The sequence below is a fragment of the Ruegeria sp. BC8 genome (assembly GCF_056535705.1).
The window spans coordinates 176,886-196,338 of sequence record NZ_JBQFIV010000002.1; the positions used below are offsets into that span (position 1 = coordinate 176,886).

Consider the following 19,453-nt stretch of genomic DNA (forward strand, 5'->3'; position numbering starts at 1 on the left):
CGGTTCAGGTTCATTCCTGGCCGGGCGGATTGCGTTTCAGGATGGCGACCCCGCAGGCAGCGATGCTGTGGCCGTTCCAATCCACCGGTGTGGCGTTGTAGTTGATCAGGAAGTCATGGGTCGCGGTTTCGCGCCGCCGCAGGCCGGGCGGCATCGGGTGTAGGGTCAGCCCGACCTTCTGCGCGGCCATTCCAACGATCCGGTCCCACAGGTCTTCGTCCGGGAAGCCGGCCAGATACCAAAGCTGGTCACTGCCCTTCAGCGCCGGGGTTCCGTCCGCAAAGGTCAACAGATCGGGCGCGTCGCCTGTCAGCCGCTCGACCCAATGTTGCGCGGCACCGCCGTCCTGAACCGGGCGGGTGATCTCGGGCGGTAGGGATTCCACCAGCGCCACGTCGCAGTCCAACGCCTGCAGGCCGGGGCGGCCTTGGGCCGGGATCTGGAAATCAGCCGTGATTGCTCCGGCGCGCGGGCCCAGAACCGTCAGTTTCGCAGCCGCCCGCAGGCGGTCGGCCAGCGCGTCGTCCAGCGTGGCCAGCCCGGGGGCGAGGATCAGATCATAGTCGGCGTCGTCCAAGCCCGAGGTCGGCACGACATCGACCGACAGCCCGGCGCGGCGCAGGGCGCGATAGGCGGAAAACACCAGCCGGAAATAGTTGAACCCCGCGCCCTGCGGCTGGGTCGCCCAGGCCCAGTCCGACGGGTAGTCGAACAGGATGGCCACCCGCGCCTGCACCGGTTCCACCGGTCCCAGCGCGGCCAGATCCGCGGCCGTCTGCTGCGCCTCGGCCAGACCGGGGGCGGGGTGGTTGTTGGGCGTCAGCAAGCCCGCGTGCATCTGTTCCTGCGCAAAAGGCGCCTGCCGCCAGCGGAAATAGCTGACCACCTCGGCCCCGTGGGCCACGGCCTCGAGCGACCAGAGCCGCACCATGCCCGGCAGGGGAGCCGGGTTGTAGGGTGCCCAGTTCACCGGTCCGGGCTGTTGCTCCATCACCCACCAGCGGCCGTGTCCGACGGCGCGGTACAGATCGTGGTGAAAGGCCTGCATGTCCGGGTCGCCCTGCTGCAGATAGGCCGCCTTGTGCGTCGCGTCCGCCTCGAGCCGGTCGGACAGGAACCCGATCGGGTAGCTGTCCCAAGTGGCGATATCCAGATCGGCGCCCACCTCGAAATGGTCGAAATCCAGGATCCGGCCCATGTAGTTGTGCAGCAGCGGCGCGTCGGTCAGCGGCCGCAGCGCCTGAACCTGGGCCCGGTTGAAGGCCACCACCTGATCCGAGCTGAACCGGCGGAAGGCCAGCACATGCGCCGGGTTGGGTTCGGTCACGGTCAGGTTGGGCAGGTCGATCTGACCGAAATCGCCGTATTCCATCGACCAGAACACGTTGCCCCAGGCCGCGTTCAGCGCCGCGACCGAGCCATAGCGTTCGGCCAGCCAGCGGCGGAAAGCCTGCCGGGCAGGCTCGCTGTAGCTGACGGTGGTGTCGTGGCAACCATATTCATTGTCGATCTGCCAGGCGGCCACATGCGGGTTGTGGCCAAAACGTTCGCCCATGATCCGGGCGATGCGGACGCACTCATCGATGTATCCGCGATGGCTGAAACAGTAGTGCCGGCGCGAGCCGAACTTGCGCGGCTGCCCGTTTTCGTCCACCGCCAGCATGTCCGGGTGCCGGTCTAGCATCCAGCGCGGCGGCGTGGCGGTTGGGGTTCCCAGCACCACCTTCAGCCCAGCCGCACCAAGGGTCTCGATGGCCTGATCCAGCCAGTCGAATGTCAGCCGGCCCGGTTCCGGCTCCATCCGGCTCCATCCGAATTCGCCGATCCGGACCCAGCGCAGACCGGCCTCGGCCATGCGCGCGGCATCTTCGGCCCACATCGACTGGGGCCAATGTTCGGGGTAATAGCAAACGCCAAGTTCGGGGTTCATAGGATGACTCTGTGTTCTGCCTGACCTTGGCCCGCGTTTTCGGCGGCAAAGGTCATTCCGTTGGTGGGGTGCGATGCGATGGTGTCCGCATCCAGCCCTTCACGGGCCGAGGTGCAGAACAGCGTCGTCAGATCCGGTCCGCCGAAAGCGGGGCACGAGGTATGGGCCGCCGCGAAACGCACCGCGCGCAAGAAGGTTCCGCCGGCGTCATAGGCCGCGACCCGCGCCGCGCCCCATTGCGCGAGCCATAGGTTGCCCGCGGCATCGACGACCGCGCCATCGGGGTTCAAACCCTCGGCGCGCAGGTCTAGAAACACCGCGCTGTCGCCCTCGGGCCAGCCGGTTTCGGGGTTCAGACCCCAGCGCCGCACCTGCCCGGTGGCCGTGTCGCAGAAATAGGCGCAGGACCGGTCGGGCGCGAAACTGATCGCGTTCGAGATGGTCACGTCCGGAACCAGCTGCCGCAGCTCACCCCGCCACAAGCGATAGATCGCCCCCGCGCCCCGTTCCGCGCGCTTGCCCATGGTGCCGATCCAGAACCCGCCCCACGGATCAGCCCGCCCGTCATTCGAGCGGGTCACCGGGTTGTTGGCCTCAAGCGTGACGATGCGGTCCTTGTGACCGGTCTCAAGCCCGAACCGCCACAGGCCGGTTTCCGACGCGATCAGCAGCGTGTCGCGGTCGATCCAGCCTGCGGCCGAGACGTGCTCGGCAAAATCCCAGCTTTGCGGGCCATCCGCGTCGCGGGTCATCAGGCGCTTGTTGACGATGTCGAACCAGAACAGCTGTTGCCGTTCGGGGTGCCACAGCGGGCCTTCGCCCAACGCGCACGGGCGGTCGTCAAAGACGTGGCTCATCGCGCGGCCTCGTCAAAGGCGGCGACGATCCGGCGGGCGTTTTCGGCGATCTGGTCCACGGACATTCCAGGTTTGAACAGGGCCGACCCGATGCCGAACCCGTCGGCCCCGGCCTTGAGCCAGTCGCCGAAATTCTCGGGCCCCGCGCCGCCCACGGCATAGACCTGCGTGCCCTTGGGCAGGATCGGGCGCATCGCCGCCAGCCCCACCGGTCCGGCCATCACCCCGGGAAACAGTTTCAACCCGGTGGCCCCGGCCCGTAGGGCGGTAAAGGCCTCGGTCGGGGTATAGACCCCGGGCCAGCTTTGCAGACCCAGATCCACCGTGCGCGCGATCACCTCGGCATCGCAATTTGGCGACACGATCAGCTTGCCACCCACGGCGGCCACCTGTTTGACCTCGTCCACGGTCAGGACGGTTCCGGCGCCGACCAGCGCGCGGTCGTCGATCGAACGGGCCAGACGGCCGATGCTGTCCAGCGGGTCGGGCGAGTTCAGCGGCACCTCGATCCGGTCGATCCCTGCGTCCAGAATGGCCTGGCCGACGGCCTCGGCCTGTGCCGGGTCTAGCCCGCGCAGAATGGCGATGATGGGGCGGCTCATGCGGTTTGCCTCGTGAGGGTGCGGGCCTGCAGCAGACCGGCCAGCGTGGCCTGGGTCGCGTCGGCGGTTTCGACGAACGCGCCCTGTTGCTGCAGCGCGGTGGCATAGATGTGCGACAGGGCCTCAGCCCCGATGATGGCCAGTTGCTGGCCCAGCCAATAGGGGCGGGTGGCGGCCAGTTCGGCACCGATCAAAACGCCGGACAGGCGGGCGCGGGCGGTAGCCGGATCCTGCCCGTGCAGCAGGTCGGCGGCGCGCAGCCCGAACAGCCGCCCGGCCAGTTGCTCGGGCTTGGACAGCGTGTCCGCCACGGCCGTGGCAAAGGCCTCGTCGTCCCAGCCTTCGCCCACCGAGTGTTTCAGCACCGAGTGCTGGCCCAGCAGATCAAACAGTTCACCCGTCATGAAGGTGCGGAAGCTGACGACCTCGCCGGCGCTGACCTGCACCCATTTGGTGTGGGTGCCGGGCAGGCAGATCACGCCATCCCAATGTGGGCGCGTGGACAGGTAGCCGGCGATCTGGGTTTCCTCGCCGCGCATCACGTCGGCGGGGTCGTCCTGTTTCAGGCCGGGTACCACGAAAGCGCGGATGCGTGGATCGGTGCCGGGCACGCGCACCGGCACGGTCGAGATCGGCTTGGTCGGAACCGCCACATAGGGCGCCTCGACCCAGCCTTGCCGGGCACCGACCATACCGCAGGCGACCACGTCGACGGGCGCTGCGCCAAGCCAGCCCTGGACCAGAGTCAGCAGCGCGTCCTGGAACTGATCCCGACCCAGCGTCGCCATGCCCCGGTCGCATTGGGCGTGGTCCAGCACCGTGTCGCCCTGCATCGCCCAGGCGCGCAGATGCGAGGTGCCCCAGTCTACTGCGATCCACTCGGTGTTCATGTGCTTACCCCGTTGTGACCACGCCGCCATCGACGACCATGCATTGCCCGGTCATGGCGCGGCTGGCCGTCGATGCCAGGAACAGCGTCGGCGCGATCATGTCGTCCGGGCTCAGATGTTCCTTCAGGCATTGGCGATCCATATGCGCGGCCAGATCCTCGGGCGTGGCCCACATGTCCAGTTGTTTCTGCGTCAGCACCCAACCGGGCGCCAGCGCGTTGACGCGGATGTTCTTCGGCCCCAGCTCGCGCGCGAGCGAGCGGGTCATACCGGTGATTCCGGCGTTGGCCGTCGTATAGATCGGATAGCCTGCATTGCCCATCATGTAGCTGATCGAACTGAAGTTGATGATCGACCCGCCGGTTTCGGCCATCTGGCGCGCGGCCTGCTGGCAGGCAAAGTAATAGGCCTTGAGGTTGACCTCGATCATCCAATCCCAAAACTCGGTCGTGGTTTCTTCGAGGCTGTGGCGCTTGTCGTTCGCCGCATTGTTGACCAGCACGTTCAGCGGACCGTGGGCCTCGGCAGCCTTGGTCATTGTTTCGTGCAGCAGCGCGGTGTCGGTCATGTCGCCCTGCAGGAACAAGGGCGCGCGGCCGTGTTTGGCGCGCATCTCTTCGACGAATGCGCTGGCGTCGGACCGGCCGATAAAGGCGACCTTGGCGCCTTGGGCCAGGAACCCGTCTGTCAGGGCCGCGCCCACGCCCGACCCGCCGCCGGTGATGAAGACGGACGCGCCGTCGAGGTCATGGAAGGTTGCTGGCTGGGTCATCAATGGCTCTCTCTGGTCACAAGGCGGGTGTCCTTGCCCACCAGGAAATCAAGGTCAGCGCCGCGGTCGGCCTGAAGGACATGGTCGATATACAGTTTGGCATAGCCGCGGGTGTAATGCGGGTCGTCGGGCTGCCAATCCGCGCGGCGGGCGGCCAGTTCCTGTTCGTCGACCAGCAGTTCCAGCTCGCCCTTGCTGGCCGAGACGCGGATGCGATCGCCGGTTTTCACCAGCGCCAGAGGACCGCCCGCCTGCGCCTCGGGGCTGACATGCAGGATCACGGTGCCGAAGGCGGTGCCCGACATGCGTGCGTCGGAAATGCGGATCATGTCACGTACGCCCTGTTTCACCAGTTTGGCGGGGATCGGCATGTTGCCGACCTCGGGCATGCCCGGATAGCCCTTTGGCCCGCAGCCTTTGAGCACCAGGATGGTCTCGGGCGTCACAGGCAGGTCGTCGCGGTCGATATTGGCCTTCAGGTCCTCGATGCTGTCGAAGACATAGGCCCCACCTTCCGTCTCCAGCAGGCTGTCTGTGGCGGCCGAGGGTTTCACGATGGCCCCGTTCGGCGCCAGGTTGCCGCGCAGAACGCGCAGCCCGGCGGCCGGTTTCACCGGATCGTCAAAGGCGTGGATCACGTCACGGTTGAAGCATTCCGCGCCCTCATAGTGGGCCGAGATGTCCTTGTTCAGAACGGTGCGGGCCGGGCGCAGATGCGATTTCAGCTCGGACAGGACCACCGGCATCCCGCCGGCATAGCAGAAATCTTCCATCAGGTATTTGCCCGAGGGCATGCAGTTGACCAGCAGCGGAATGTCCGAGCCGATCTCGAAATCCTGCAGGGTCAGGTCCACGCCCACCCGGCCGGCCAGCGCCAGCAGGTGCACCACGGCGTTGGTGGACCCACCCACCGCGGCATTGGCCAGAATGGCGTTCTCAAACGCCGCCTTGGTCAGGATGTCCGAGGGTTTGAGGTCCTCGTCCACCATTTCGACGATGCGTTTGCCGGTCATGTGCGCCAGCGCCATCCGGCGGGCATCGACGGCGGGCAGGGCGGCGTTTGTGGGCAGGCTCATGCCCATCGCCTCGACCAGCGACGCCATGGTCGAGGCCGTACCCATGGTCATGCACACGCCCTTGGACCGGCTCATGCCGGATTCGGCGTTCATGAAATCCTGCAAGGTCATCTCGCCGGCGCGCACGGCTTCCGAGAATTTCCAAACATCGGTGCCCGAGCCGATATCCTGACCGCGATACTTGCCGTTCAGCATCGGCCCCGAGCTGACCACGATGGTGGGCAGATCGACCGAGGCCGCGCCCATCAGCTGGCCGGGCGTGGTCTTGTCGCAGCCGCCCAGCAGCACCACGCCGTCGATGCCATAGGCGCGGATCGATTCCTCGACATCCATGGCCAGCAGGTTGCGGAACAGCATGGCGGTGGGCTTCATCTGGGTTTCGCCCAGCGACATCACCGGGAATTCGACCGGAAAGCCTCCGGCCTCCCACACGCCGCGCTTGACGCCTTCGGCGAGGTCGCGCAGGCCCGAGTTGCACGGCGTCAGTTCCGACCATGTGTTGCAGATGCCGATGATCGGGCGTCCGTCGAACGCATGATCGGGAAAGCCCTGGTTCTTCATCCACGACCGATGGATGAACCCGTCCTTGTCGAGCTTGCCGTACCAGTGCTGTGAGCGGCGTTTCTTCATGTCTTTGTTTCTTTTTCGTATTGGGTCGTGGTTTTCTTGTGTGTTTGCCGGATGATCAGGCCGCGCGGGCCGGACGGCACCAATCCGGCAGCCAGTCGGCATGGGCGGTCAGCAGGTCACTGACCAGGCTGCGGATCTGGCGCAGGTCCAGTTCGGCAGCGGTGTGCGGGTCCATCATGGCGGCGTGATAGATGTGTTCGGGGTTTTCCTCGACCAGGGCGCGCACGGTCAGTTCCTGCACGTTGATCTGGCTGCGCATCAGGGCGACCAGCTGCGGCGGGATGCCGGTCACGACCGAGGGCTGCACGCCGTTGCTGTCGACCAGGCAGGGCGTTTCGACCGCGGCGCCCAGCGGTAGCTGCGGGATCTGCCCGGTATTGGGCAGGTTGCCATAGGCGACATAGGGCGTGTCGGTGACGATTGCGTTCATCAGGTCGGCGGCGAATTCGTGGCTGCGGATCACTTCGATGTCGCGCCCGTCGGTCAGGGTCTTGGCCTGTTCCTTCCAATTCGCGACCTGCTCTTCGCAGCGGGTGGGGTATTCGTCCAGCGGGATCTGGAACTGGTCGATCAGGTCCTGACGCCCATCCTTGATGAACCACGGGACATACTCGGCCAGGTGTTCCGAGCTTTCGGTGCAGAAATAGCCCAGGTGATCCATCACCTCGTATCGCACCTTGTTCGGACAGCGCGGCATCAGCAGCGGCGCTTTGGGCAACTGGCCCGCGTTATAGCCCCGGCGCAGCGCCGGATACAGGTCGCGGCCCTGATGTTCCAGCCGCAGGAAGAAGGCCACGTGGTTCACGCCCGCAACGCGATAGCGGATTTCATCCTTGGGCAGGTCCAGGTCATGGGCCAGCTCCTCGACTGTGTTCTGGACCGAGTGGCACAGACCCACATGTTTCAGCGCCGGGAACCGTTCGGCCAGCGCCCAGGTGTTGATGGCCATCGGGTTGACGTATTGCAGCAGCGTGGCATTCGGGCACAGCTGCGCCATGTCCCGGGCCACATCCCACAGGACGGGCACGGTGCGCAGGCCGCGCATGATGCCGCCCACGCCCAGCGTGTCGGCGATGGTCTGGCGCAGGCCATATTGCTTGGGGATCTCGAAATCGGTGACGGTGCAGGGTTTGTAGCCGCCGATCTGGAAGGCGGTGATGACGAAATCGGCCCCGTCCAGCGCCGCGCGGCGGTCGGTATGGGTGGACACGGTCGCGCCGGTCCCGACCGAGCGGATCATGGCGCGCGCGACGGTTTCGCTCTCGGCCAGACGCTCGGGGTCGATGTCCATCAGGGCAAAATGGCTGTCGGCCAGCGACGGGGTCAGCAGGGCATCGCCCACGATATTTTGCATGAAAATCGTGGAACCTGCACCGATGAAGGTGATCTTGGTCATGACTGTAAACCTTGACTAGGCGTTATTTTACGGCACCGAGGGTCAAACCCGCGATGAAGTGTTTCTGCATCAGAAAGAACATGGCCACCGGCGGCAGGGCCGCGACGATCGAGCCGGCACTCATCAAGTGATACGCTGCGCGGAACTGCGCGTTGAAGCTGGTGATGCCGGCGGTGACGGGTTGGCTCTCGGCCCCCTGGGTCAGCACGACGGCCCAGAAATAGTCATTCCAGATGAAGGTGAAGATCAGAACGCTGAGCGCGGCGATTGCGGGTTTCATCAGCGGCAGGACCACGTACCAGAAGATGCGCCATTCGCTGATGCCCTCGACCCGGGCGGCCTCGATCAACTCAAAGGGCAGGGCGCGGATGAAGTTGCGCATGAACAGGGTGCAGAACCCCGTCTGGAACGCAATGTGGAACAGTACCAGCCCGGTTTTCGTATTGTAGAGCCCCAAGTCCAGCGTCAGGTCGCGCACCGGCACCATCAGGATCTGGAAGGGTACGAAGTTGCCGGCCACGAACATGAAGAAAATCCACAGGTTCGACTTGAACTTGTAGATCCCCAGCGCGAACCCGGTCATGCAGCTGAGCGCCACCGCGCCGATCACCGTGGGAACCGTGATCAGGAACGAGTTCAGCAGATAGCGCGGCATGTCCGAGTTGAAGAAGACCTGACCATAGTTCCTGGCGCCTTCAAAGCTGGAGGGTAGGCCCCAGTAGTTGGCGTTGGTGAAATCCGCCTCGGGCTTGATGGAAAACAGGGCCACCGCCAGCAGAGGGCCGAGCCACAGCAGAAGGGCGACCGGCAGCATTGCCTGATAGGAAATCTGCGCCGCGCGGGGTTGTTTTTCGATCGGTTTGGGAAACATCTCAGTGCCCCTTTTCTTCGCGGTACATTGACCACAGGAAGTAGGCGATGAAGCACAGCATGATCAGGAACAGGATCACGGCGATGGCCGCGCCATAGCCCATGCGGAACCCGTACTCCGACAAGGCGACTTCGAACATGTAATAGGCCAGCACGCGGCTTGACCCGAACGGCCCGCCCTGCGTCATGATCGAGATCAGGTCGAACGAGCGCAGCGCGCCGATAATGGTCACCACGAAGGCGATGAAGGTCGCCGGGCGCAGTTGCGGCAGGATGATATGCCACAGCATCCGCCCGCCCTTGGCGCCGTCCAGCCGGCCGGCCTCGATCTGTTCGGGGTCCACGGCGTTCAGGCCGGTCAGATACAGGATCATGCAATAGGCGGTCTGCGGCCAGAGGCCCGCGAAAATGATGCCGTAGGTTACGAAGCGTTCATCACCCAGGACGTTCAGCGGACCCAACCCGACCAAGCCCAAAAGCTCGTTCAGCAGTCCGAAAGTGGGGTCGTAGAACCAGGTGAAGACCAGCCCGACTACGACCTGGCTGATGACGAAGGGAAAAAAGAACAGGGATTTGTACAACCGGATTCCCCAGACCGTCTGGTTGAGGAACAGTGCGATGAATAGGCCTGCCGGGATTGCCAGCAGGTACATGATCAGCCAGATCAGGTTGTTCTTCAGCGAAACATAGAAGGCGTCACGGTCGACCCATTCCCAATACAGGTCCTCATAGTTGCGAATACCGACATATTCGGCCGCGCCCAGCCCGTCCCATTCGTAGAGCGACAGGTTGAAGGACTGGAATACGGGGATGATCACGTAGACCATGAAGAACAGCACGCCCGGAGCCAGAAACAGCCAGGGTGCGATACGTTGCTGATTTCTGTGGAACCAGCTTTCGTGTTCGGTGACGTCGACAGCGGTCATGGTCAATCCCGGTTTGGAATGGGCAGGACGGGATCGTGCCCGTCCTGCGTTTGGCTATGGTGTGGCCGGTGTTGCCCCGGCCACAACCCGATCAGTTGTCGTAGATGCGCTGACGTGCGCGTTCCAACTTGGCCAGGATGCTGTCAAGGTTGTCCGGCTTGACCATGAATTCCTGGAAGCCTTCCATCGACACTTTGGCCATTTCCGCCGGCGCGTCGCGGTCCCAGAACTGGGCGACGCCGCCAGGGCTGTTGGTCGACAGCATCTTGAAGCCTTCCTGCAGGAACTTGTCGTCATCAACCGAGGATTTGGCGTTGACGGGCAGTTGTCCGAGGTTCTTGCCGTTGTTGATTTCGGTCTGCTCGTCAGCCGAAACAACAAAACGCAGGAACTCGCGCGCGGCTTCTTTGTTCGACGCGTTCGCCGGGATGTGGAACGTGTCGGTCGGCGCATCTTCGGCCAGCTCGACATCGGGGTTGATCGCGACGAACTGGTAGAAGTCCAGCTGGTCGTCGGTCAGACCGGCCTCGCGCAGCGGAGCCACCGCGAAGTTGCCCATCAGATAGGCCGCGGCGTCACCCTGAACCATGAAGGGCAGGGCCTCTTGCCAGCTGTAGGTCTGGTGGTTGTCGATGAACGCGCCCATGTCGATCAGCTGCTTCCAGTTGGCGAAGGTCTGCTTGACCCGGTCGTCTTCCCAGCTGACCTCGCCATTGGCCAGTTGCTGGTGGAAGTCAAAGCCGTTGGTGCGCATGTTCAGGTAGTCGAACCAGCCGCCAGCCGTCCACAGGAACTTGGTACCGATGGTATAGCAGGCGCGACCCGAGTCGACGATCTTCTGGCAGTTGGCCAGCTCTTCTTCCCAGGTGGTCGGCTCGGACAGGCCCAGCTCGTCAAAGATGTCTTTGCGGTAGTAGACGCCCCACTGATAGTAGGTGTAGGGCACGCCCCACTGCTTGCCGTCGATGGTCATCGCGCCCTTGGTCGAGGCCAGGTTTTCGGCGATTTCCGGCTCGGCCCACAGGTCCGATACATCTTCGAACAGTCCGGCCTCGACATAAGGCTTCATGCGGTTGGCCGCGTACCAGGTCGCGACGTCGGGCGTGTCCGCCGTCAGGAAGTTGCGGATCTGGGTCTTGTACGCCTCGCGGTCGATGACCGTGGTCTCGATCTCCAGACCCGGGTGCTGTGCCGCGAAACGTTCGATCATCGCTTCCATCGTCGCGCGCGGCGCCGGATTCGATGTGTCGAGGAAGATTCGCAGCTCGCCGGTCAGTTCTGCCGAAACGGGCGCTGCAAGTGCCACACTGGCCGCCAAAGCCGCCGCAGTGCGCTTGAACATGGAATGCATGGTTTCCTCCCTTAGCTTCCATTTTACGGTTCCAAATAGTGAAACCAAGTTTTATATATTGAAAACTACACATCGAATCGGCTAGGCTTGTCAATACCCTCGCGGCCCGTCCGCAAGGGGAAGTGGAGGAGAAATCAGACCCGTGGCAGGTGACGGAACCATCGGCAAGGCATGTGACGTGCTGGAACAGGTCGCGGCGTTCGGCCGGCCTGTGCGGTTTGCCGAATTGCTGGAAAGCAGCAGCTTTCCCAAGGCGTCCCTGTACCGGTTTCTGCAGTCGCTGACCAATCAGGGCATGTTGTCTTACGACCCAGACCGGCAGACCTACTCGCCGGGGCTGCGGCTGGTGCGGCTGGCGCATTCGGCCTGGACGCAAAGCTCGCTCGCGCCGATCGCGCGGCCGATCCTGGATGGGCTGAGCCTGGAAACCGGCGAGACTGTGCACCTTGCGCAGCTTGATTCCAGTCAGGTTCTGTATGTGGACAAGCGCAATGCCAAAAACCCGGTCGAGATGTATTCCGAGGCCGGAAAGGTTGGTCCGGCCTATTGCACCGGTGTGGGGAAGGCGATGCTCGCCTTTCTGGATGACGACCGGCTGGACAAAGCGATTTCGCAGCAAAGCTTTCACCGCTTTACCGACAAGACGCTGACCTCGGAGGCGGTGCTGCGGGCGGATCTGGCCCGGATCCGCGAACGGGGGTTCGCCATGGATGATGAAGAGCACGAGCCCGGCATCATCTGCGTGGCCTGTCCGATCCTGACATCGGGCGGGCGGGTACTGGGGGCGATCTCGATCACCGGATCGACCCAGCGCATGGATTTTGACCAATTGAAGAAATGGGTCCCTCGGGTGCGGCGTTCGGCCGACCAGATCGGGTCCGAAGCCGAAGCATGGCGGTTCCCCGAGGGCCGCAAGGACAGGATGCAAGCATCATGACAGGCGTTACCCTGAAGGGCGCAATCAAGCGTTATGGCCAGACTCAGGTCATTCACGGCATTGATCTGGAAATCGAGGACGGCGAGTTCTGCGTTTTTGTCGGGCCGTCGGGCTGTGGCAAATCCACCCTGTTGCGGATGATCGCCGGGCTGGAAGAAACCACCGAGGGTGAAATCCGCATCGGTCAGCGTGACGTGACCCACATGGACCCGGCCAAGCGCGGTGTCGCGATGGTGTTCCAGACCTACGCCCTGTATCCGCACATGTCCGTGGCCGAGAACATGGGCTTTGGTCTGCGCATGAACGGTGTGCCCAAGGCCGAGATCGACAAGAAGGTCGCCGAAGCGTCGGAAATCCTGAAACTGGAGCAGTATCTCAAGCGCAAGCCCAAGGCCTTGTCGGGTGGCCAGCGTCAGCGGGTCGCCATCGGTCGGGCCATCGTCCGCGGCCCCGAGGTTTTTCTGTTCGACGAGCCGCTGTCGAACCTCGATGCCGAACTGCGCGTGGAAATGCGAGTCGAGATCGCCCGTCTGCACCAGGAGATCGGCGCGACGATGATCTACGTCACCCACGACCAGGTCGAAGCTATGACCATGGCCGACAAGATCGTGGTGCTGCGCGATGGCCGGATCGAGCAGGTGGGCGCTCCGATGGATCTGTATCGGGACCCCGACAACCGGTTCGTGGCGGGGTTCATCGGCTCGCCCGCAATGAACTTTCTGGAGTGCGATGTCGTCGAAGGAACGGTGCGCCACCCGGCTCTGACGGACTCGATCCCCGTCACCAATGGCGTGCCGACCGATGCCAAGAAGGTGGTCCTGGGAATCCGCCCGGAACATATTGCCGTGGATCGGTCCGGCGACACCTGTACCGTCGATCTGACCGAGGCGCTTGGCGGCGTATCCTACAGCTATTTGCTGACGCCCAACGGCGACAAGCTGATCGTCGAAGAGCGGGACGACCAACGCAGCAAAACGGGAGAACGGATCGGAATCTCGGTTCGGCCCGAACGCGCCATGCTGTTTGACCCGGAAAGCGGGATGCGGTTGCGCTGAACCGTTGTTCAATTGGAAAATGTAAACGCGCCGGGCCCTCTGCCTCGCGCGTTTTCCTTTTGCCAGACGAATCCTATGGATTTTGGATACAAAATCCGATACTGCGGGGTTGAGACAATAGATTTGAACGCCCGGCGATGGACGCGGGCAACTTGGAAAGGATCGGCCACATGTCACCCGACGTCTTTACCGGCACCATGCCCGCGCTCATGACCCCATGCACCGCCGACCGCCAACCCGACTATGACGCCCTGGTGCGCAAGGGGCGGCAGATGATCGAGGCGGGCATGTCTGCGGTGGTCTATTGCGGGTCGATGGGCGACTGGCCGCTACTGACCGACGCACAGCGGATGGAAGGGGTCGAGCGGTTGATCGGCGCGGACCTGCCCGTGGTGGTGGGCACCGGGGCGGTCAACACGCAATCCGCCGTGGCGCATGCAGCGCATGCGCAAAAGGTAGGTGCAGCGGGGCTGATGGTTATCCCGCGGGTCCTGTCGCGCGGCAGTTCGGTCACGGCGCAGCGCAACCATTTCAAGGCCATCCTGTCGGCGGCACCGGATATCCCGGCGGTCATTTACAACAGTCCGTATTACGGGTTCGCCACCCGCGCCGACCTCTTCTTTGCGCTGCGAGCCGAGCACTCCAATCTGGTGGGCTTCAAGGAATTCGGTGGCAAGGACGATCTGCGCTATGCGGCTGAGAACATTACCAGCCGTGATGACCAGGTGACGCTGATGGTGGGGGTCGATACGGCGGTCTACCATGGCATCGTCAATTGCGGCGCAACCGGCGCGATCACTGGCATCGGCAACGTACTGCCCACAGAGGTTCTGCTGCTGACCGCTTTGTCGAAAAAAGCGGCTACTGGCAATGCCGAGGCCCGCCAGCGCGCACAGGAGTTGACAGAGGCCATCCACGTGCTGTCCAGTTTCGATGAAGGCCCCGATCTGGTTCTGTACTACAAGCACCTTCTGGTTCTGAACGGCGAGGATGAATACCGCTTGCACTTCAACGAAACTGACGCGCTGACCGATGCGCAGCGCCACTATTGCGAACAGCAGTACAGCTTGTTTCGCGCCTGGTTTGCAGACTGGTCAAGGCAAGGCGGGGTGATTGCCGCGTGCATGTGATCGACAGCCATACCGGCGGAGAACCGACGCGCGTGATTCTGGACGGCGCGCCCGATCTGGGCAGCGGTCCTCTGTCCGAACGCGCAGGGCTTTTGGCGACCCAGCACCGCCCGTTCTGGCGCTCGGTCATGCTGGAGCCGCGCGGTCAGCCAGCGATGGTGGGGGCGCTGCTGGTGCCTTCGGTCGATCCGTCCTGCGTGACCGGGGTGATCTTCTTCGACGTGGATGCGGTGCTTGGCATGTGCGGGCATGGCACGATTGGGTTGACCGTGACGCTGGCCCATCTTGGGCGGATCGGTGTTGGCATCCACCGGATCGAAACCCCAGCGGGAGTGGTCACGGTGGAGCTGCACGATCCCAACACAGTGACAGTAACCAACATCGAAAGCCGGCGGGTGCATCAGGCCGTGACGATCGAGGTTCCGGATTTCGGGCCGGTTACAGGTGATGTGGCCTATGGCGGCAATTGGTTCTTTATCGTCGATCCCAGCCCGGTGCGGGTCGAGCCCGCGAACATCCGGCAACTGACCGATCTGGGCGTCGCCATTCGGCAGGTCTCGGTCGCGCAGGGCGTGGGCGGCGAAGCGGGCGAGCCGATCGATCATGTGATTTTTCAGGAGACCGCGCCGGCCTCCGGCGTCCACAGCCGAAACTTCGTTCTGTGCCCCGACGACGCCTATGACCGCTCGCCCTGCGGCACAGGCAGTTCGGCGCGGTTGGCCTGTCTGGCGGCCGACGGGCGCTTGGCGCCGGGTGAAGAAATCGTGCAGGCTAGCGTCATCGGCAGCCCCTATCGGCTGTCCTATCAGCCGGGTCCGAACGGCGGGGTGATCCCCTCGATCACCGGTCAGGCTTTCGTGATGGCCGAAAGCCGCTTGATTTTTGATCCCGCCGATCCATTCCGTTCGGGTATAGAGATCACATGAAGAAAGATGTCATCGTCATAGGTGCCGGCGTCGTTGGTATCAGCGCGGCGCTGGAATTGCAGCGTCGGGGTTACGCCGTGCAGGTGTTGGACCGCGAAGGCGTGGCCGCGGGCAGTTCAGCGGGCAATGCCGGAGCGTTCGCCTTCCCCGAAGTCGAACCGCTGGCCACGCCGGGGATCATGAAGAAGGCCCCCAAATGGCTGCTCGATCCGTTGGGGCCGCTGTCGATCCCGCCCGCTTATGCCCTGCAGATCGCGCCGTGGATGTGGCGGTTCTGGCGAGCCAGCCGCCCCAGCCGATACCAGGCGCTGGTCGCCGCGCAGGCCAACCTGATGCGCCTGTGCCAGGCCGCGACCGAACGGCAGATCGCCGACACGGGTGGCGAGGCGATGATGCAGCGCGACGGGCAGTTGCAGTTGTACGAAAGCGCGGCCGAGTTCCGCGCCGCCTTACCCACGTGGGAGTTGCGTCGCCAGCATGGCATCGCCTTCGATCTGCTGGAAAGCCCCGAAGCGATCGCCGAGATTCAACCCGGGCTCAGCCCGCGTTTTACTCATGCCGGGTTCACGCCGCACTGGTGGAATACCGTCGATCCCAAGCGCTGGGTCGAGCATCTGGCACAGGTGTTCCGCGACCGTGGCGGGGTGATCGAAACGCGCCCCGCACGCGCGCTGGAGCTGTCGGACACGGGCGTCTGGGTGCGCTTCGATCAGGGGGCGGCGGATGCCAGCAAGGTCGTGGTGGCCGCCGGGGCGTGGTCGCACCACCTCACCCGAACGGTGGGCGACCGGATCCCGCTCGAGACCGAGCGGGGCTACAACACGACCCTGCCGCCGGGCGCGTTCGACCTGCGGCTGCACCTGGCGTTCTCGCGTCATGCCTTCGTGGCCAGCAAGATCAACGGCGGTGTGCGCATCGGCGGCGCGGTCGAACTGGGCGGGCTTGACCTGCCGCCCAATTTCAAACGCGCCGATACCTTGCTGAACAAGGCGCGCCAGTTCCTGCCGGGGTTGAAGACCGAAGGCGGGACGCAGTGGATGGGGTTCCGCCCCTCGCTGCCCGACAGCATTCCGGTGATCGGGCGGTCTTCAAAATCGCCGAACCTCGTCTATGCTTTCGGGCACGGCCATCTGGGCCTGACCCAGTCGGCCGGGACCGCGGAGCTGGTGGGGGCGCTGATCGACGGCACCGATCCGGCCATCCCGGTCGATCCCTTCGCCGCCACCCGGTTCTGATGACATCATGCGCAGCAGCAAGATCATCCACGTGATCTCGGCCCATGCCGAGGGTGAAGTGGGGGATGTGATCGTCGGCGGTGTCGCCCCGCCGCCCGGCGACACGATCTGGGCGCAACGCAGCTTCATCGCCCGCGACCAGACCCTGCGCAACTTCGTGCTGAACGAGCCGCGCGGCGGGGTGTTCCGCCATGTCAACCTGCTGGTGCCGCCCAAACATCCTGATGCCGACGCCGCCTTCATCATAATGGAGCCCGAGGACACGCCGCCCATGTCCGGCTCGAACGCGATATGCGTGGCGACAGTGCTGCTGGACGGGGGCATCCTGCCGATGACCGAACCGGAAACCCACCTGACGCTCGAGGCGCCGGGCGGGCTGGTGCGGGTGCGGGCCGAATGCCGCAACGGCAAGGCAGTACGGATCTACGTCCAGAACCTGCCCAGCTTTGCCGACCGCCTCGCCGCGCCGCTCGAAGTCGCAGGGCTGGGGACCCTGACGGTGGACACCGCCTATGGCGGGGACAGTTTCGTCGTGGTCGACGCCGCGGCGCTGGGGCTGCGCATCACCGAGGACGAGGCCGCCGACATCGCCCGTCTGGGGGTGGCGATCACCGACGCTGCCAATGCGCAGCTGGGCTTTGCGCATCCCGAAAACCCGGATTGGAACCACATCTCGTTCTGCGCGTTCTGCGGACCGCTGGCCGAAACAGAAACCGGCCTGACCGGCCGATCCGCGGTGGCGATCCAGCCCGGCAAGGTCGACCGCTCGCCCACCGGTACCGCCGTTTCGGCCCGCATGGCGCTGATGGCCGCGCGGGGGCAGTTGTGGCCGGGCCAGAGCTTTGAGGCGGTGTCGATCATCGGCTCGCGGTTTTCCGGCCGGATACTGGGTACGGCCCAGGTCGGAGACCGCCCGGCCATCCTGCCCGAGATCTCGGGCCGCGGATGGATCACCGGCATCCACCAGCACATGCTGGACCCCGACGACCCCTGGCCGCAAGGCTACCGCCTGCGCGACACCTGGGGTGCCTAGTCCAGAAGGGCCAGCAGGTCGCGGTGCAGTTGCGCGGATACTTCGGCATATCCCCGGGTGGTATTGCGCGCGCGGGCGGCAAAGCGGCGCTGCGACGGCAGCCGCGCGCCCTGATCGAGGATATCGGCGAACAGGCGCTCGGCCCGCGCGTCGTTGGCCTGCCGCCGCCCGCCGCTGAACTGGTCGGGGTCGAAGGCGATGATGATGTCGCCGTGGTATGGCGCGCCGCCTGTTCCTTTGGCGAACTCCATGCTCTCGAGGCTGGTCAGGTCGTCGATCAGCGGGCCGGCCAGAAGCTCGATCATGATCGACAGGGCCGAGCCTTTGTAGCCGCCGAAGGTCAGCATCGCGCCGTCCAGCGCCGCCTGCGGATCGGTTGTGGGGTTGCCGTCCCTGTCGATCGCCACGCCTTCGGGCAGAGGTTTGCCCGCACGCTTGTACAGCTCGATCTCGCCGCGGGCGAAGGCGCTGGTGGCGAAATCGAAGGTGAACGGGTCCTGGCCCATGCGGGGCCAACTGAAGGCCAGCGGGTTGGTGCCCAGGCTGCCGCGCGTGCCACCCGCAGGGGCCACCCAGGAATGGCTGGGCACCATCGCCATGGCCGCAAGCCCCTCGGCCGACAGGGCCTCGACCTCGGGCCACAGCGCCGAGAAATGAAAACAGCGGTTGATCGCCATGGCCGCGATCCCGTGGGTGCGGGTCTTCTCGACCAGATGCGGCAGGCCTTTCTGGAACGCCAGCAACGACATGCCGCCCTGCGCGTCGACACGGACGATGGCATTGTCCGAGGGGGTGACCCGGGGCTGCGCATGGCCGTCGATCTTGCCGGCCTGCATGGTCTGGGCGCACATGAACAGGCGAAACAGCCCGTGCGACTGGCAATCGTCCATCTGGCAGATGGTCAGCAGTTCCGCGATCGCCTTCGCGTGGTCAGGGCCATAACCCACATGGGACAGAACCTTTAGGCTCAGATCGGTCATTTCTTTTGGCGTCAGCCGTACCGTTTCGCTCATGTTCCGTTCCTGGGTTTGATCTCGGTTGCCAAAGGGGTAGCGGGGAACCCTAGCCCTGTTCAACCCGATAGACGGTTGGAAAAGCGGCTCGGGGCGGATATTTGAATCCAAAATGCAAATGCGGACAGACCCTTGGCAGCAAAACGCGCAATCACCCGTCAAAGCCTTCCCGATGCAATCGCGTCCGACTTGCGTGAACGCATTCTCAGCGGTGATCTGGCGGAAGGCGAGACCATCCGTCAAGAGGCATTGGCCGAAGACTATGATGTGTCGCGCATGCCGGTGCGCGAGGCGCTGAAACAGCTTGATGCCGAAGGACTGGTTCAGCTGACGAACAATCGCGGGGCGCGGGTCACGCGCCATTCTCTGTCCGAGATCGGCGAGATCTTCGACCTGCGGTCGCTGTTGGAGACCGACCTGTTCCGCCGGGCAATTCCGCAGATGACCCAATCTGACTTTGCGCGCTGCGAACAACTGCTGGAGCAGATGGAGGCGTCGTACGACGCCAACGACGTCAGCCGGTGGGGCGCGTTGAACTATCAGTACCATTCGGCCCTCTATGCGGCCGCGAACCGAAGCCTGACCAACGAGCTGCTGCACCGTGTGAGCCTGCAGTCGGACCGGTACATCCGAATGCATCTCAGTGTAATGCAACAACGCGAACCGGCCCGCAAAGAGCATCGCGAATTGCTGCGGCTTGCCCGGGATGGGCAGGTCGAGCAGGCCTGTGCGCTTCTGTCCGCGCATATCGGACGAACCAAGGATCAACTGCTGGCGCTGGTGGCCGCCAAGCGAGCGTCCGAGGAGGCGGTCGGACGCTGACG

At 64.2% G+C, this 19,453-nt stretch carries 18 protein-coding genes; 7 read left to right on the plus strand and 11 right to left on the minus strand.

The annotated features are described in order from the left end of the window. Positions 1-10: 10 nt before the first annotated feature. The 10 genes from ACR3EK_RS18065 to ACR3EK_RS18110 form a co-directional block, all read right to left on the minus strand. Positions 11-1,930: a beta-galactosidase gene (locus ACR3EK_RS18065; protein WP_480634147.1), complete on the minus strand. Its 1,920-nt coding sequence runs from the start codon at positions 1,928-1,930 to the stop codon at positions 11-13. Next, entirely contained in the window at positions 1,927-2,787 is an 861-nt protein-coding gene (locus tag ACR3EK_RS18070) for an SMP-30/gluconolactonase/LRE family protein (RefSeq protein WP_480634148.1), read from the minus strand. Before ACR3EK_RS18070 ends, ACR3EK_RS18065 begins: the two co-directional genes overlap by 4 nt. Next, positions 2,784-3,389, minus strand: a complete 606-nt coding sequence (locus ACR3EK_RS18075) for a 2-dehydro-3-deoxy-6-phosphogalactonate aldolase (protein WP_480634149.1) — start codon at positions 3,387-3,389, stop codon at positions 2,784-2,786. The genes ACR3EK_RS18070 and ACR3EK_RS18075 overlap by 4 nt, the downstream gene beginning before the upstream one ends. Next, positions 3,386-4,279: a 2-dehydro-3-deoxygalactonokinase gene (locus tag ACR3EK_RS18080; protein ID WP_480634150.1), complete on the minus strand. Its 894-nt coding sequence runs from the start codon at positions 4,277-4,279 to the stop codon at positions 3,386-3,388. Before ACR3EK_RS18080 ends, ACR3EK_RS18075 begins: the two co-directional genes overlap by 4 nt. 4 nt (positions 4,280-4,283) lie before the next feature. Then, positions 4,284-5,051, minus strand: coding sequence for an SDR family NAD(P)-dependent oxidoreductase (locus ACR3EK_RS18085; protein WP_170365985.1), 768 nt, complete (start codon positions 5,049-5,051; stop codon positions 4,284-4,286). Further along, entirely contained in the window at positions 5,051-6,757 is a 1,707-nt protein-coding gene (locus ACR3EK_RS18090; protein WP_480634151.1) for an IlvD/Edd family dehydratase, read from the minus strand. Before ACR3EK_RS18090 ends, ACR3EK_RS18085 begins: the two co-directional genes overlap by 1 nt. Positions 6,758-6,812: 55 nt before the next feature. Then, positions 6,813-8,153 (minus strand): alpha-galactosidase, encoded by a 1,341-nt coding sequence (gene melA, locus ACR3EK_RS18095; RefSeq protein ID WP_480634152.1) that lies wholly within the window; start codon positions 8,151-8,153, stop codon positions 6,813-6,815. Between the two features lie 22 nt (positions 8,154-8,175). Further along, positions 8,176-9,024, minus strand: coding sequence for a carbohydrate ABC transporter permease (locus ACR3EK_RS18100; protein ID WP_093963150.1), 849 nt, complete (start codon positions 9,022-9,024; stop codon positions 8,176-8,178). A gap of 1 nt (position 9,025) precedes the next feature. Next, positions 9,026-9,949: a carbohydrate ABC transporter permease gene (locus ACR3EK_RS18105; RefSeq protein ID WP_480634153.1), complete on the minus strand. Its 924-nt coding sequence runs from the start codon at positions 9,947-9,949 to the stop codon at positions 9,026-9,028. Positions 9,950-10,040: 91 nt separating this feature from the next. Next, positions 10,041-11,300 carry an ABC transporter substrate-binding protein gene (locus ACR3EK_RS18110; protein WP_093963148.1) on the minus strand — a complete coding sequence of 420 codons (1,260 nt, stop codon included), beginning with the start codon at positions 11,298-11,300 and terminating at the stop codon, positions 10,041-10,043. 142 nt (positions 11,301-11,442) lie between these two features. On the opposite strand from ACR3EK_RS18110, the gene ACR3EK_RS18115 reads away from it, so the two are divergent. The 6 genes from ACR3EK_RS18115 to ACR3EK_RS18140 all read left to right on the plus strand — a co-directional run bounded on the left by ACR3EK_RS18115 (position 11,443) and on the right by ACR3EK_RS18140 (position 17,616). Continuing rightward, the gene (locus ACR3EK_RS18115; RefSeq protein WP_170367390.1) at positions 11,443-12,237 is read left to right on the plus strand and encodes an IclR family transcriptional regulator; all 795 of its coding nucleotides are present in this window, start codon (positions 11,443-11,445) and stop codon (positions 12,235-12,237) included. After that, on the plus strand, positions 12,234-13,292 hold the full coding sequence (locus tag ACR3EK_RS18120) for an ABC transporter ATP-binding protein (protein ID WP_170372752.1): 1,059 nt from the start codon (positions 12,234-12,236) through the stop codon (positions 13,290-13,292). The genes ACR3EK_RS18115 and ACR3EK_RS18120 overlap by 4 nt, the downstream gene beginning before the upstream one ends. 170 nt (positions 13,293-13,462) lie before the next feature. Continuing rightward, positions 13,463-14,422, plus strand: a complete 960-nt coding sequence (locus ACR3EK_RS18125; RefSeq protein WP_480634154.1) for a dihydrodipicolinate synthase family protein — start codon at positions 13,463-13,465, stop codon at positions 14,420-14,422. Continuing rightward, entirely contained in the window at positions 14,413-15,348 is a 936-nt protein-coding gene (locus tag ACR3EK_RS18130; protein ID WP_480634155.1) for a 4-hydroxyproline epimerase, read from the plus strand. The genes ACR3EK_RS18125 and ACR3EK_RS18130 overlap by 10 nt, the downstream gene beginning before the upstream one ends. Then, positions 15,345-16,583 carry an NAD(P)/FAD-dependent oxidoreductase gene (locus tag ACR3EK_RS18135; protein ID WP_480634156.1) on the plus strand — a complete coding sequence of 413 codons (1,239 nt, stop codon included), beginning with the start codon at positions 15,345-15,347 and terminating at the stop codon, positions 16,581-16,583. The genes ACR3EK_RS18130 and ACR3EK_RS18135 overlap by 4 nt, the downstream gene beginning before the upstream one ends. Before the next feature lie 7 nt (positions 16,584-16,590). Continuing rightward, positions 16,591-17,616: a trans-3-hydroxy-L-proline dehydratase gene (locus ACR3EK_RS18140; RefSeq protein WP_480634157.1), complete on the plus strand. Its 1,026-nt coding sequence runs from the start codon at positions 16,591-16,593 to the stop codon at positions 17,614-17,616. Here ACR3EK_RS18140 and ACR3EK_RS18145 read toward each other — a convergent pair. Further along, a complete protein-coding gene (locus tag ACR3EK_RS18145; protein ID WP_480634158.1) occupies positions 17,613-18,629 on the minus strand; it encodes an Ldh family oxidoreductase in 1,017 nt (338 codons plus the stop codon). The genes ACR3EK_RS18140 and ACR3EK_RS18145 overlap by 4 nt on opposite strands. Positions 18,630-18,761: 132 nt before the next feature. Here ACR3EK_RS18145 and ACR3EK_RS18150 point away from each other — a divergent pair, with 132 nt between their 5' ends. Further along, positions 18,762-19,451 carry a GntR family transcriptional regulator gene (locus ACR3EK_RS18150; RefSeq protein WP_170359319.1) on the plus strand — a complete coding sequence of 230 codons (690 nt, stop codon included), beginning with the start codon at positions 18,762-18,764 and terminating at the stop codon, positions 19,449-19,451. Positions 19,452-19,453: the final 2 nt, after the last annotated feature.

What these genes read in the sequence shown, in the direction of transcription:
- ACR3EK_RS18065 (WP_480634147.1), bottom strand. Translation starts at nt 1,930, where the DNA reads ATGAACCCCGAACTTGGCGTTTGCTATTACCCCGAACATTGGCCCCAG.
- ACR3EK_RS18070 (WP_480634148.1), bottom strand. Translation starts at nt 2,787, where the DNA reads ATGAGCCACGTCTTTGACGACCGCCCGTGCGCGTTGGGCGAAGGCCCG.
- ACR3EK_RS18075 (WP_480634149.1), bottom strand. Translation starts at nt 3,389, where the DNA reads ATGAGCCGCCCCATCATCGCCATTCTGCGCGGGCTAGACCCGGCACAG.
- ACR3EK_RS18080 (WP_480634150.1), bottom strand. Translation starts at nt 4,279, where the DNA reads ATGAACACCGAGTGGATCGCAGTAGACTGGGGCACCTCGCATCTGCGC.
- ACR3EK_RS18085 (WP_170365985.1), bottom strand. Translation starts at nt 5,051, where the DNA reads ATGACCCAGCCAGCAACCTTCCATGACCTCGACGGCGCGTCCGTCTTC.
- ACR3EK_RS18090 (WP_480634151.1), bottom strand. Translation starts at nt 6,757, where the DNA reads ATGAAGAAACGCCGCTCACAGCACTGGTACGGCAAGCTCGACAAGGAC.
- melA (WP_480634152.1), bottom strand. Translation starts at nt 8,153, where the DNA reads ATGACCAAGATCACCTTCATCGGTGCAGGTTCCACGATTTTCATGCAA.
- ACR3EK_RS18100 (WP_093963150.1), bottom strand. Translation starts at nt 9,024, where the DNA reads ATGTTTCCCAAACCGATCGAAAAACAACCCCGCGCGGCGCAGATTTCC.
- ACR3EK_RS18105 (WP_480634153.1), bottom strand. Translation starts at nt 9,949, where the DNA reads ATGACCGCTGTCGACGTCACCGAACACGAAAGCTGGTTCCACAGAAAT.
- ACR3EK_RS18110 (WP_093963148.1), bottom strand. Translation starts at nt 11,300, where the DNA reads ATGCATTCCATGTTCAAGCGCACTGCGGCGGCTTTGGCGGCCAGTGTG.
- ACR3EK_RS18120 (WP_170372752.1), top strand. Translation starts at nt 12,234, where the DNA reads ATGACAGGCGTTACCCTGAAGGGCGCAATCAAGCGTTATGGCCAGACT.
- ACR3EK_RS18125 (WP_480634154.1), top strand. Translation starts at nt 13,463, where the DNA reads ATGTCACCCGACGTCTTTACCGGCACCATGCCCGCGCTCATGACCCCA.
- ACR3EK_RS18135 (WP_480634156.1), top strand. Translation starts at nt 15,345, where the DNA reads ATGAAGAAAGATGTCATCGTCATAGGTGCCGGCGTCGTTGGTATCAGC.
- ACR3EK_RS18140 (WP_480634157.1), top strand. Translation starts at nt 16,591, where the DNA reads ATGCGCAGCAGCAAGATCATCCACGTGATCTCGGCCCATGCCGAGGGT.
- ACR3EK_RS18145 (WP_480634158.1), bottom strand. Translation starts at nt 18,629, where the DNA reads ATGAGCGAAACGGTACGGCTGACGCCAAAAGAAATGACCGATCTGAGC.